General features: G+C 60.1%; 9 protein-coding genes and 2 pseudogenes. 4 read left to right on the plus strand and 7 right to left on the minus strand.

Translation table 11 applies throughout. From position 1 onward, the window contains the following. Positions 1-42 precede the first annotated feature (42 nt). Positions 43-183 (minus strand): annotated as a pseudogene (locus C482_RS20345) (methylmalonyl-CoA mutase family protein); the annotation flags it as partial. A gap of 1076 nt (positions 184-1259) precedes the next feature. Between C482_RS20345 and C482_RS21100 the strand changes: the two are divergent. Further along, positions 1260-2687, plus strand: a complete 1428-nt coding sequence (locus C482_RS21100) for a hypothetical protein (RefSeq protein ID WP_152421983.1) — start codon at positions 1260-1262, stop codon at positions 2685-2687. Between the two features lie 35 nt (positions 2688-2722). Here the strand turns inward: C482_RS21100 and C482_RS07530 are convergent. The 3 genes and pseudogenes from C482_RS07530 to C482_RS07540 all read right to left on the minus strand — a co-directional run bounded on the left by C482_RS07530 (position 2723) and on the right by C482_RS07540 (position 5785). Next, positions 2723-4487: pseudogene (locus tag C482_RS07530) on the minus strand (acyl-CoA mutase large subunit family protein). A gap of 194 nt (positions 4488-4681) precedes the next feature. Then, the gene (locus C482_RS07535; RefSeq protein ID WP_006166935.1) at positions 4682-5080 is read right to left on the minus strand and encodes a hypothetical protein; all 399 of its coding nucleotides are present in this window, start codon (positions 5078-5080) and stop codon (positions 4682-4684) included. 51 nt (positions 5081-5131) lie between these two features. Then, entirely contained in the window at positions 5132-5785 is a 654-nt protein-coding gene (locus tag C482_RS07540) for a GNAT family N-acetyltransferase (protein ID WP_006166936.1), read from the minus strand. A 120-nt stretch (positions 5786-5905) separates the two neighbouring features. Between C482_RS07540 and C482_RS07545 the strand changes: the two genes are divergently transcribed. Continuing rightward, a complete protein-coding gene (locus C482_RS07545; RefSeq protein WP_006166937.1) occupies positions 5906-7912 on the plus strand; it encodes a S9 family peptidase in 2007 nt (668 codons plus the stop codon). A gap of 4 nt (positions 7913-7916) precedes the next feature. Here C482_RS07545 and C482_RS07550 read toward each other — a convergent pair whose 3' ends face one another. Then, positions 7917-8852 carry a hypothetical protein gene (locus C482_RS07550; protein ID WP_006166938.1) on the minus strand — a complete coding sequence of 312 codons (936 nt, stop codon included), beginning with the start codon at positions 8850-8852 and terminating at the stop codon, positions 7917-7919. A 148-nt stretch (positions 8853-9000) separates the two neighbouring features. Here C482_RS07550 and C482_RS07555 point away from each other — a divergent pair, with 148 nt between their 5' ends. Continuing rightward, complete coding sequence (locus tag C482_RS07555; protein WP_006166939.1) at positions 9001-9399, plus strand: hypothetical protein; 399 nt, start codon at positions 9001-9003, stop codon at positions 9397-9399. Positions 9400-9477: 78 nt separating this feature from the next. Here C482_RS07555 and C482_RS07560 read toward each other — a convergent pair whose 3' ends face one another. Next, a complete protein-coding gene (locus C482_RS07560) occupies positions 9478-9852 on the minus strand; it encodes a sensory rhodopsin transducer (protein ID WP_006166940.1) in 375 nt (124 codons plus the stop codon). Positions 9853-10083: 231 nt separating this feature from the next. On the opposite strand from C482_RS07560, the gene C482_RS07565 reads away from it, so the two are divergent. Continuing rightward, a complete protein-coding gene (locus C482_RS07565) occupies positions 10084-11778 on the plus strand; it encodes an aldehyde ferredoxin oxidoreductase C-terminal domain-containing protein (RefSeq protein WP_006166941.1) in 1695 nt (564 codons plus the stop codon). A gap of 33 nt (positions 11779-11811) precedes the next feature. Here C482_RS07565 and C482_RS07570 read toward each other — a convergent pair whose 3' ends face one another. Further along, positions 11812-13113 carry an MFS transporter gene (locus C482_RS07570; protein ID WP_006166942.1) on the minus strand — a complete coding sequence of 434 codons (1302 nt, stop codon included), beginning with the start codon at positions 13111-13113 and terminating at the stop codon, positions 11812-11814. Position 13114: the final 1 nt, after the last annotated feature.

A 13114-nucleotide genomic window follows, 5' to 3' on the forward strand; every position in this document is an offset into this window, starting at 1 on the left:
AAACGTCGGAGAAACGGACAGCGGCAACTGGCAGTGCCTGTCCTACATTGTCCCCCCAGGCTGATACTCCCCGAACTCATCGCGTAGCACGTTACAGATCTCGCCGACCGTCGCGTACGTCTTCACCGCCGCGATGATGTGTGGCATGAGGTTCTCGGTACCTCGTGCGGCGCTACGGNTCGCCGACCGTCGCGTACGTCTTCACCGCCGCGATGATGTGTGGCATGAGGTTCTCGGTACCTCGTGCGGCGCTACGGAGGGACTCGAGCGCGTCCTCGACGGCTCACCGGCCATCCGACGCTGGTCATGCGAGCGGCGCCGAAGCCGAGGACTGGGATGTTGGTGCCGCCAGCGGTGACATGTTGCACTCAGGAGAGCAACTTTATTTTCCAAAAATATTATACTAGCTATATCATGTGTGCAGCCGACAGCAGTCTAATAAGTGCCTTAGTACTATTTTTTCCGAGCAGCGTGAACAGATATTCACGACTTATCAATCCAAGGTAGAAAGACAAGCTACCAAATGACTATAACTAATGAGTAACGACTATCCACCAATGTTGTGTACGCGGCGACGAATATTACTGCTCGGCACCGCTGGAGTTGCCAGTGCAACTGGCGGCTGTCTCTCCTACCTCCGGAGTGAGAGTGTAGGATTATCCATTGGAAGCAGTCATCCAGAAGAATTGACAATCGAAATTAGAATTTCGCCCGAATACGGGGGCGACCCACTATTTCACGAGGTGATTACGGTAGACGGAGAGCAAGTTCGACTCGAGCGGGAGAACGTCGTCACAGGTCGGTATGGAGATGATTTCTATGTTGTTGTGCGGAAGCCATCAACGGGCGAGACGTTTGACACGTACTGGTCACTGACCTGTATCGGCAACGAAAATGTTGATGATCGCCTTCGAATTCTCATCACTGAATGGGGAGATATTAGGATTAAATCAAGTCGATGTAAATAATCAATCTATTATTGATCTTGGTAGAAGATATGTTGTCTTCTCAAAGGAGTAATAATTAGTAATAATACTATTCTGGCATTAGTATATCTCTTACTTATGATGTTTATATGAGAAGATGTGAATCACCCACTCAGAGTAAACTGATTGAAAGACCGATCCGGGGAGATTCTAAAACGGGCAATATAAAAGGAGATCGCGAAAGTCATCACTTTGTCATTCAGATATTCATCTGTTACCCCTGTAGAAATAATTAAGTAAATGTTTGTATTACAACCATACTGGAGTTGGGATATGACCAATAGAAATAACCGAAAACGACTATCAAACGGAGTAAGCAGACGAACAATGTTGCGGCTATCAAGTACTGCATCAATCATCGGTACAGGGTCGCTCTCACTCCTCGGAAGCGCGGGTGCATCAGTCAATCATAATGAATCCGAATGGGTCGGGGTCACGTACAATCCAGCCACTCACCAAGAGTACGACAGTTCGGTCGCACATCTTAGGACTAATAACGGGCTCTTTGAAGGAACGCTTCAAGCCGCCGGCTACGATATTCCAATACGTTCTACAGATGCTGTTGCGATTGAGACTGGAGAGCGTCCAGAGATCGACTACACAATCAACGATCAGCAGTACACCAAAGACGATTTGCCACTTAAAGTGAAATTCAAGTACTATGATCACGGTGTGACTGGATACGTCTCGCGCCCAAATCCTCGATATGTGAAGGTTGCATTTACACTCGGTTCACGAAAGGAAGGTCTGACAACGGATGCTATCCGTTCGGGCCTAAGTACTGACATCAATTTTATGCCAACGGACCCCATTAAGTCGCTTCCAGATTCAGGAATCCCTACGCGGACCGGACCAGATGACCAAAAGAATGCAACAAAAGATGAATCAGAGATCTGTGATGATGTCAGCCGCGAAATTACAGCAAGCAATTGTAGTGGGACCAGTCGTGGCGATCATGGTTCGTATGAGCTAAGCGAAGGATATCACTCTGTTGATGACTATCACGAAGAGTGCGAAATCCACTTTGTTACTAACTCTCATATTGATCATACTGTTAATCCAGTTGACGCACCAAGTGAATCGTATGATGAAATCCACGGATCGTATAAGGGATATTTCCTAAATAGTTGGTTCTCAAGTACCCCGGATCCACTCATCTGGAATACTTGTGACCCTGATGATGATCCTCTCTATGATTCCTATTTGGATAGCGTTGAATACATTATTCGCCATCATCAGGACTATGACGATACACAGTGGTCATTCGCTGATCCTCGCCCTGACGGTGATGGAAATTATGAGAATTGGGTGGTTGAATCGCTTCTTGAAATAGTTGATGGTGCCTCCAACCACCCGATAGTCGCAGGCGGTTCTGCAGCAGTAAAGGCGTATCTAGCCGGCTATAACCCAGTTGATTTCGATGACGGCTACTACTCGGATGATCCTAATCGAGAACAGTGGTGGTGGGATATAAATACAGTAGATGCGTTACCAACAGGTGGTTGTGATTCTACTGGCATTTACTACCGAATTGAACCCGGTGTAAACAGTTTATCGAATGCCCGGAACTACACATGGGTTAGATATAATTACTACTTAGCTAAACATGTCAATCATACCTGTACTTGTAATAACTTCGGGTTCTATCTCCACACCACTGATTGGCTCCAAAACCTCTATGAATTCGACATCGTTAGTTGAATATATAATTAACTTAAATAAATCCTCCAACAGCTTCAGACTGCACTTCCCGGCTGATACTCCCCGAACTCATCGCGCAGCACGTTACAGATCTCGCCGACCGTCGCGTACGTCTTCACCGCCGCGATGATGTGTGGCATGAGGTTCTCGGTACCTCGTGCGGCGCTACGGNATCTCGCCGACCGTCGCGTACGTCTTCACCGCCGCGATGATGTGTGGCATGAGGTTCTCGGTACCTCGTGCGGCGCTACGGAGGGACTCGAGTGCCTCCGCCACAGCGTCCTCATCGCGGTCGTCGCGGACGGCCTGGACGTTCTCGATCTGGCGTCGTTCGTCCTCCTCGGTGACTTCCTCGACATCCATTTCAGGGTCCTCGTCGACTTCGAACTCGTTGACACCAACGATGATGCGCTCTTTCTCTTCGATCTCCTTCTGGCGATCGAAGGCGGTGTCCTGGATCTGGCGCTGGACCCACTGTTGCTCGACGGCGTCTAACATACCGCCGCGGCTGTTAACCTCTTCAAGGATCTCGTAGGCCTCTTCTTCGACATCGTCGGTGAGCGATTCGACGTAGTAGCTGCCGGCGAGCGGGTCGATGGTGTCGGCCGCGCCGGACTCGTGGGCGAGGATCTGTTGGGTCCGCAGGGCAGTACGGACGGACTCCTCCGTGGGGAGGGCAAGCGCCTCGTCCTTCCCGTTAGTGTGGAGGCTCTGGGTGCCCCCGAGAACGGCGGCGAGCGCCTGGTAGGCCACGCGGACCACGTTGTTCTCTATCTGCTGGGCGGTGAGCATCGAGCCCGCGGTCTGGGTGTGGAACTTGAGCTGTTTCGACTTGGGATTGTCCGGGTCGAAGCGCTCGTCCATGATGTCGTGCCACATCCGGCGGGCCGCGCGGAACTTGGCGACTTCCTCGAAGATGTTGTTGTGGCCGTTGAAGAAGAACGAAAGCTGCGGCGCGAAGTCGTCGACGTCGAGTCCGGCCTTGATGGCGGCCTCGACGTACTCGATGCCGTTCCCCAGGGTGAAGGCGAGTTCCTGTGCCGCCGTGGAGCCGGCCTCGCGGATGTGGTAGCCCGAGATGGAGATGGTGTTGAACTTCGGCGTCTCCTCGGCGCAGAACTCGAAGATGTCCGTGATGATCCGCATCGAGGGTTCGGGCGGGTAGATGTAGGTGTTGCGGGCGATGTACTCCTTCAGAAGGTCGTTCTGGATCGTTCCTCGTAGCTCGGCGCGGTCGACGCCCTGCTGGTCGCCCACGGCGATGTACATCGCGAGCAGGACCGAGGCGGGCGCGTTGATCGTCATCGAGGTCGAGACCTCGTCAAGTGGGATGCCGTCGAAAACGATCTCCATGTCCGCCAGCGAGTCGATGGCGACACCGGCCTTCCCGACCTCACCGGCGGCCATGTCGGCGTCGGAATCGTACCCCATCTGCGTCGGCAGGTCGAACGCCATCGAGAGCCCAGTCTGGCCCTGATCGAGCAGGTAGTGATAGCGTTCGTTCGTATCTGCGGGCGTCGAGAAGCCGGCGTACTGGCGCATGGTCCACAGGCGGCCCCGGTAGCCGGTGGAGTAGACCCCGCGCGTGTACGGCGGTTCACCGGGGTAGCCCAGATCATCCTGATAGTTGAGATTCGCTACATCGTCCGGCGTGTAGAGTCGGTCGACCTCCTGGCCACCCGTGTCGGTCGTGAACGTCTCCTGGCGCTCACCGAACCGATCGAGGACCGGTTCGACGTCGTCGTCGTGCCAGTCCTCCCGGCCGGCACGGATCTCCTCGAGTTCCTCGGGGTCGAACATTACGAATACCGACGACCGGCCGGGGCTTGAAGGTTGATGAACGTGCCCGTGTTGCCATCGGCTCTCACTAGTACGGTCCTGCGGTTGTACGGTGGCTCTCCGCAATCAGCGTGATCAACCACCCCTCCATCGGGGGCGACCCCGCATCCCACCATCCACGTATCCCACCATCCACGTATCCCACCATCAGGCGATCAAACCGCGTCGTCCGGATCGTGACGCGCCGCTACTCGAGTCGCCTCGGTCGCGTACTGATCCCGCGTCTCGCGGTTGTCGACCGTGCCGAGGTCGTTGCGCGAAACGGTCAGGCTCGCTTTCGTCTCCCGTTCCGGGCCTGTAAAGCTCGTGAGCGCGCGTTCGCGACGGTGGTAGTAGCGACCGTCCGGTGTCGCGTACACGAGGATGATCAGGTTCAGTTCGTCGTCGCCGTACGTTCGTTCGACGAGCCAGACGCGGGTTTTGGATTCATTGGTATTGCCATCGCCGCCACCACCATCACTACCATCACCACTCTCACCAGCCGTCCGATCAGCTAGCTCGTCGGATGAACTCGAATAATGGGTGTCGTGAGCGTCGGGATCGTCGGTGGTCATTGGCACAGGTGGGTGCTGAGAGACACGCTGACTCCCTGATGGACACAGCGCTTAGCGACCGGTATCGTACTTGTACGTCGCTGATTCGCTGTCGATACCGAAATCCTCCGGGCTGTCCTCGTCGGCCATCTCCGCGTCGCGCTCGGATGCCTGTTTGAACGCCTCCCTGAGACGATCCGGCATCCGGAACCGATCGATCTCGAGTGCGTAGGCGACGGCATCCGGATCGGTTTGCTCTCGTTTCGCCTCGAGCCGATGCTGGAGCGCTGGGGGAAGTTTCGATTCTTCGATTCGGCGGAATCCAAACTGTGCGAGGTACTCTCCTTCGCTCGTCAGCGAGTAGACGGTGTCGAACCCCTCGTCGCTTGCGTACTCGATGAGTCGTTCGATGACGTGTGCGCCGACGCCCTGGCCGCGCCAGTTATCGAGGACGCCGATACTTGTGAGTTCGCAGACGTCGGTTCGCTGGTCGTCTGCGTCGTCAGCATCGTCCGCGCTGTCACCATCGCCACCAGCCGCTCCCTCGTCACTGCTCCCGCCATCCTTATGGATCCGTATTCGGCCAAAGCCTCCCTTCTTACCCGACTCCTCGTCGATCGCGATGACGTAGTCACGGGACCGGAACGCCGTCTCGTCGAGCCCCATCGACTCGATGTGGTCAAGTAGCCAGACCTCCTCCCGGTTTTTCGCGTCCCGTACGTACATGATTTGATATTCGTCCCGAACGGCCAAAAGGGTTTGCGCGGCAGTAGCGGCGGCATCGCGAAGATCACCCGATGTTTGGCTTCCCGAACATCTATAACATAGCCATGTGACATGTCGCCAATGGCCGCGACTGACGACCTCGATACCAAAACAACGGACGTACTCGAGTCCCTCGCATCGCTCCCGACAATCGCGCATCCGACCATCTCCCCCGACGGCTCGGAGATCGCGTTCTACTACGACGAGACGGGGCGAAACGAACTCCACGTGCTCGATGCAGAGACAGGTGCACTCGAGCAGTGGTCCGACGGCGACGTGCCGCGAAATGCGCGCTGGTTCCTCCGCTGGGATGCGGACGGAGAACGCGTGTTCTTCCACCAGGATGAGGACGGTGACGAGCAGAACGATATCTACGCGCTCTCACGAGAGGGGACGGTCGAGTCGATCGTTGAAATCGACGGCCAGGCGATTCTGAACGACGTGAGCGACGACGGTGAGTCGCTGCTGTTCACCTCGAACCGTGATGGACAGATGAACGCGTATCGGTACGACTGCACGACCGAGGAGGTGACCAAACTCACCGACTACGAGCGCGCCGTCGGCGCGCTGTCGTTCTCGCCGGACGGGGACCGGATCGCCTACGCGACGAACGAGACGGACGACTTCGACAACGTCGACGTCTACGTTGCGAACGCCGACGGCTCCGAGCCGCGAAATCTGTCGCTCGGCGACGTGGGTGCGGAGTCGGCACCGATAGACTGGGGGCCCGACGGAGAACGGCTGCTGGTCACGGACAACACAGAGGACCTCAGCCGCGCAGGTGTCGTCGATCTCGCTGCGCTGGACGAGGTTGGGGTCGAGGCCGATGGCGACACCGAAAGCGGCGCTGACGACATCAACGCCCGGACAGCAGCCGACGACGCCGTCTCCTGGTTCAGCGACAGCGACTTCGAGGAATCTCCCACCGGATTCCTGCCCGGTGGCGAGCACTTCTTCGCGCTGCGCGACCGTGCGGCCCAGTCGATCCCCGTCGTCTACGACATCGGGACCGGCGAGAGCCGTGAACTCGACGTTCCCGAGGGTGTGACCTCTGTTGGTCGCATGGGACCGAGCGATGTTGCCATCGACGAGAATCGCCTCTTACTGCAGCACACGAGTCCGACGACCCGACCGGAACTGCTGGTGTACGACCTCGCAACCGACGAGTACGAGACGCTCCTCGAGGCCGAGTACGGTCCCTTCTCGCCCGAGGACTTCGCCGACGCGGAGTACCTCACAGTACAGTCCGACGGTGTTCCCGAGACGCCCGCCGAAGCAGTCGACCACGAGCCAGCCGACGAACTCGAGATCGGTGCGCTGCTGTACGATTCCGGCGAGCGCCCGTCACCGCTGCTCGTCAAAGTCCATGGCGGGCCGCGCGGCCGGGACACCAAGGGATTCAACCTCTACACGCAGATGCTGGTCATGCAGGGCTTTTCCGTCCTCGAAGTCAACTACCGCGGCTCGACCGGTCGTGGCCGCGAGTTTGTCGAGGAACTCCTCGAGGACTGGGGTGGTGCCGAGCAGGGTGACGTGGCGACGGTCGCCGAGCACGTCCTCGAAATGCGCGACTGGCTCGACGAGGACCGCGTCGTCGTCTTCGGCGGCTCCTACGGCGGCTACTCGGCCTACTGGCAGACGGTGCAGTATCCCGAGCTGTACGACGCTGGCATCGCCTGGATCGGCCTCACTGACCTCGAAGAACAGTACGAGACGACGATGCCCCACTATCGGATCGAACTCATGGAGAAGTATCTCGGCACGCCCGAGGAGAACCCGGCCCTCTACGAGGAGCGTTCGCCGATCACGCACGCCGAGAACCTCGCCGCGCCGCTGCTCATGGTTCACGGCGTCAACGACACCCGCGTCCCTGTCTCGCAGTCCCGTCGCTATCGGGAGACACTCGAGTCCCTTGGCTACGAGTTCGGCCCCGACGGCGATGTCGAGTACGAGGAACTCGGCGAGGAGGGCCACGCGTCGACCGACCAGCGCCAGCAGCTACGGACGTTCGAGTTGCTCGCGGATTTCCTCCAGCGACGGGCTGGCAACGAGCCTGTGGACGCTGCCGAGCACGTGGCAGAGGACTGAGGCGCTAGCCGCTCGCCAGCGCCGCCTCGAGGCGCGATTCGATCTCGTCGAGTTCGTTGCGCAGTGCCTCTCCTTCCTCGCCCTCCAGCGCGTCGATCCGCTCGACGAGTCCCTGCAGCCGCGAGTACTTCTCGTCTTCGTCGACGCTCGTCTTCTGGACGTAGACGCTTTCGTCCGTCTCGTACACCTCGGCTTCCGAGAGGTCCGTCACCGAGATGACGACATCCAGTTTCTCCGGGTCGACGCCGAGAACCCACTCGCGGGGCACGTCGTGCTCGTCGAGCGCCTCGAAAATTGCCTCCTCGTCCATCGGTCGCCGCCGTTCGCGAACCGTCCGCCGAACGGTGCCGTACCGGCCGTGTAGCTCCTGGTCCGGACCGAGTCGGTCGAGCAGCGCGTTCCGCGCCGACCGACGGAGCCGGTCCGCACCGTGTTGGACGTCCGAGGCGAGTACGTAGAGATCTGTGAGGGGGTCCGTCTCGAGTACCCCTGGTTCGGTCGCGTTCTCGAGTCCGTCGAGCAACGCGGCGAGCAATAGCCCATCGTCGTGGACGCGCTCAGGCTGGGTGCGCGCCTCGGCTGCGGAGACGAGGTACGGACTCTCGCCGGCCACAGCCTCGTCGTCGCGACGAATGGTGTCGTCCGTGACCGTGTACGCTCCAGAGAGCGTCAGTAGCACTGCGTAGGGCTCGACGCCCGGTTGCAGAGTGTCGACTGGGAGTCCGTTCTGGTCGCCGTCCGCAAGTTGCGCTGTGAGTACGTCGAACTGCTCGCGCCAGAGGGTGTGCGTCTCCCCGCTGTCCCCGAACCGGACGACGATCCGGTCGTCCGCCGACCGTACGATATCGAATCGCCGCTCGGAGACTGGCGTCTCGAGAACGGCCCCGGACTCGAGTTCGGTACACGCTGTACGGAGGTCGTTCCATCGGTCATCGTTCATGGCGGCCTCTCCACCAGCAGCGGGCAAAAAGCGGTGGCAAGCAGGTGCACAGATCTCCAACTGCTGTCTGCTGTTTCTTCCCACTATTCTACCCCACGATCCTATTGTAAAGAAACAAGCTTATGGCCGTCGTGACAGAGCACCGCATATGGAACGACGAGCCCTCCTCACGTCGCTCTGTTTCCCACTGTTCGTTTCTGTCCCCGGCTGTCTGGCACGAGGGCAGTCCCCACGCCTGTCACGGTTGGCCGTCGCCAACTTCACTGCGGAACCGGTTCGCGTCGAAGTGCACCTCACAGACGGCAGCGAAACCGCGTACGAAAACATCGTCAGTCTCGACGCAAACACCGAAGACAGGGTCGTCCCATCGACGGTGATTGCGGACGACCTTCCCGAGGATCACGGCGCGTCCATACTCGAGTACGGCCTGGCTGGATCGCCACTCGAGACGCTGGAGCTGTCGGACTACGTCGAGTCCGATTGCGGGAAAGTCAATCTCAATGTTCGAGAGGAGGCGGTCGAGGCGTTCGTCTCCTCGGGGTGTTGATCGCTCGGCACTCGAGGTGACAGTATGGTGGGGTGACTACGTGGTGCAACCGTCGTTCGGGACACGAGAGAGCTGACGCTACGAATCACTCGGATACGCAACCGTCGAGAGCAGCGCGTTCTCGGCTTGTCGCGAATCCAGCCGGGTGTGCTGGCAGACAATCGGTACGTCGGATTCGATCACGCTAGCAAAGGGTGTCCCTTTCGGGATCTCCTTGGGGTCCTCGAACTCGTTGAACCGCAGGTGTTTGGTCCGTTCAGCGGGCACCGTCTTCTCGTACGGTCCCACTGGTCCGCGGTCGGTAAAGTAGACTGTAATCTCGACGCTGGCGTCTTCATCAGCCGTATTCTGGATGCAGACGGATTCGTGGCTCAGCATCTCGGGTTCGGGACCGTTGCTCCCTTCGGGAATGTACCCCTCAGGGATCGTCCAGGTGGTCTTCCCTGTGGCCATCGTGTCTTCTTCTGCGCCACGAATCGGCCTGAAACGAGGGCCTGTATGGGCAGGTGCTGGCTGCGTCGGGGCTGTCTGTGACCCGCCGGTCTGTGGCAGTGGGTACTCGAGTCCCCTCGAAATTTTGGGTGCTACATCCGTGCGCAGGGGTACCCCCGTCTGGGCCGGCCGGAGAACCGGTCTGGTACCCAGTGGCCTACAGCTAAGGGCCCGGCCGAACAACTGTGCGCTATGCGTCATGCGAAAGGGCCGCTGCTGACCGTTGACGTCGGTGAGCGAACGGCCACCGAGACCGAGATTGGCGACCTGCTCGCCGAAACCGTCGGCGGACGGGCGACCGCGACCGCACTGGCACACGAGCGAATTCCGTTCGATGCGGAGCCGTTCGGACCCGAGAACCGCGTCTATCTCTCGACGGGACCGCTCCAGCAGTCCCAGATGTCCTTTACGGGCCGGATGAACATGACCGGCCTCTCACCGCTGACGGAGGGACTCGTCTCGACGAACGCCGGCGGCTACCTCTCGCGCAACTTCGTCGAGGCCGGCATCAGCGTTTTCGAGGTCGTTGGCGAGAGCGACGAACTGCTCGCAATCCACGTCACCGACGACGGCGTCGAGTTCGAGGAAGTACCCGAACTCGAGGGCGCGACGGTTCCCGAGACCTCCGACTACATGGCCGACCACCACGACCTCGGCCCCGAACACTGCATCGCCATCGGTCCGGCGGGCGAGAACCTCGTCCGTTTCGCGTCGGTGATGACGTTCGACTCGCGGGCGTTCGGCCGCGGCGGTCTTGGTGCGGTTCTCGGCTCGAAGAACGTCAAGTGCGTCACCTTCGAGGGTGATGCCGACGCAGTACCGGAGGTCGACGTCGAGATTCCGAACCCACCGGAGATGGACATCCACCGCGAGGCGGCCACCTCGGACGACCGGATGCGTCGCCAGGGGACCACCGGCGGCACGGAGTTCATCAACGACAACTTCTCGCTGCCGACGCGGTACTTCGAGGGGTACGAGTTCGAGGACGCAGACCAAATCGGCGGCAACGCCGTTGAGGAGAAGAAGTACAAGAAAGGGGCCTGTTCGGCCTGCGCCTACGCCTGCAAACTGCCGACACGGGACGAAGAGCGCGGCGTCGAGACGGAGGGGCCGGAGTTCGAAACCGTCTATGCCTTCGGGTCGATGCAGGGAGTCGGCGACATCGTCGACGTCATGCAGGCGAACGAACTCTGTGACAACTACGGGATGGACACCATCTCTGCGGGTGTCACCGTTGCGGCCTACCTGTCGAGCGAGGACGAGTTCGGGAACGCGGCACTCGCCCAGGAGATCACCGAGAAGATCGCACGCCGAGAGGGCGTCGGCGACACGCTCGCGGAGGGCGTCGAACGCTGTCACGACGACCTCGGCGTCGAGAACCTCACCGTGAAGGGCATGGAGTTCGCCGCCCACGACGGCCGCGTCCTCCACGGCCAGGGCCTGTCCTACGCCGTCGCGAACCGCGGCGCAGACCACATGTACGCCGGCATGCTGAGTCTCGAGTACGCCGGCGAACTTGATCCGGAAGGGACTCTCGGCAAGGCCGACGTGCTGGTCGACCAGGAGAACCACAATGCCTTCCGCGACACGGGCATCGTTTGCGCCTTCGGCGGCGATTACGTCACCGAGGAGCGCCTGGAGACGCTGTTCGACGCCGACTACGAGGACCTCCTCGCGGTTGGGAAGCGAACGATCGAACGCGAGCGCCACTTCAACAACCAGCGCGGACTCGACCGCGCGGACGACGTGCTCCCCTACGAGATTCCGGATTTCGAAGCGGCGGTCGAAGAGTACTACGAGGCTCGCGGCTGGAACGACGACGGGACGGTTCCGGAGACGACGGACGCGGTCGCCTCAAGCGGAACGGCAGTTCCTTCGGACGACTGAGTTAGCTGGATTCGCACCGCCCACGTTCTTCGATTAGGCCAAGATGAGCAGCGAAATCGCAATGATGAGTGCAACTGCCGGGAAAATCGCGAGGATCGCGAACAGGACGCCCATCCCGCCGTAGGTGAGCGCGATGCCAGCGATCGAGGCTCCCGCTGCACCGATCCCGAAGACACCGAGGTAGGTGTAGCCGAACGAGAGACCGTGCACGTCGGCCGCGACGTACTTGCCGATCAGCGCCTGATGAATCGGCGCTTCCATGTAGACGAAGAAGCCGAGCGCAGCACAGACCGCAAGCGTCGCCGCCAGACCGGCCGAGGCCCCAATCGGGAACAGTATCGAGACGACGACCAGTGCGGCGAGCGCGACGATGATCGCCCGCTCGGGTGAGCGCGTATCGCTCAGTTTGCCGCCCGTGTACTGGCCGACCGCACCGATCAACAGCAGACCGGCGTAGGCGTACTGGCTCGGATTGACCGTCTCGCCGGCGATCTCGACCGATTCGAACACCGCCAGTCCGGCGAGCACGTCCGGCAGGAAGGTGAAGACGCCCCGGTAGTAGGTCCCGGCGAGCATCGCGATGGTGAACACGAGGACGAAGCTGCCGGTAAACAGCAGCTTGGACTCCGACGTGAACGCGGCGACGTGCTCTCGCAGCGACGGTGTCGACGGTGTGTCGACAATAGGTCGGTTGTCCCCGGCAGTACCGGACCCAGTGCCCGAGCCGTCGGCCGCTGGTTGCGTGACAGTTCCTGTGTCGTCAACTGTTTCAGCCATCGCCGCCATCTCGTCAAACTCGAGTCGGGTCGCTGCGACAACACCGACGAGCGCGGGCACGACGAACAGCGCGGCGACGGCGCGCCAGTCGAGGACTGTCAACATGATGGCCGCGACGAGTGGGCCGAGTGCGGTGCCGACGTTGCCGGCGACACCGTGGTAGGCCAGCACGGTTCCCTGCTTGTCTGCACCGCGGGTGATCAGTGAGAGGCCGGCCGGGTGGTACAGGCTGGCTGTGGCTCCCCAGAGGACGAGCGCCGCGGCGAGCAACCAGATGTTCGCGGCGAGGCTAATGAGTGCGAAGCCGCCGCCCATGCCGAGCATCGAGACGACGACGAGACGCGTCGAGCCGTAGCGGTCCGCGAGGATGCCACTGGGGAGTGCGCCGACACCGATGAGGGCGTAACCGACCGCGACGACCGTTCCGAGAACCGCAGGCGACACGTCGAAGGCGTCGAGCCAGAGCACGACGAACAGCGGAATCGTTAGCTCGTAAATGTGGAACGTCGCGTGTCCGAGCATGGTGAACTCGGCGATGTCGCGGTCGGTGCCCTCCATC

The organism is Natrialba chahannaoensis JCM 10990 (assembly GCF_000337135.1).
Classification (GTDB): domain Archaea; phylum Halobacteriota; class Halobacteria; order Halobacteriales; family Natrialbaceae; genus Natrialba; species Natrialba chahannaoensis.

Bases quoted from the DNA above. Each gene is read 5' to 3' on its own strand.
- C482_RS21100 (WP_152421983.1), top strand. From the start codon at position 1,260: ATGACCAATAGAAATAACCGAAAACGACTATCAAACGGAGTAAGCAGA.
- C482_RS07535 (WP_006166935.1), bottom strand. From the start codon at position 5,080: ATGACCACCGACGATCCCGACGCTCACGACACCCATTATTCGAGTTCA.
- C482_RS07540 (WP_006166936.1), bottom strand. From the start codon at position 5,785: ATGTACGTACGGGACGCGAAAAACCGGGAGGAGGTCTGGCTACTTGAC.
- C482_RS07545 (WP_006166937.1), top strand. From the start codon at position 5,906: ATGGCCGCGACTGACGACCTCGATACCAAAACAACGGACGTACTCGAG.
- C482_RS07550 (WP_006166938.1), bottom strand. From the start codon at position 8,852: ATGAACGATGACCGATGGAACGACCTCCGTACAGCGTGTACCGAACTC.
- C482_RS07555 (WP_006166939.1), top strand. From the start codon at position 9,001: ATGGAACGACGAGCCCTCCTCACGTCGCTCTGTTTCCCACTGTTCGTT.
- C482_RS07560 (WP_006166940.1), bottom strand. From the start codon at position 9,852: ATGGCCACAGGGAAGACCACCTGGACGATCCCTGAGGGGTACATTCCC.
- C482_RS07565 (WP_006166941.1), top strand. From the start codon at position 10,084: ATGCGTCATGCGAAAGGGCCGCTGCTGACCGTTGACGTCGGTGAGCGA.
- C482_RS07570 (WP_006166942.1), bottom strand. From the start codon at position 13,113: ATGGAGGGCACCGACCGCGACATCGCCGAGTTCACCATGCTCGGACAC.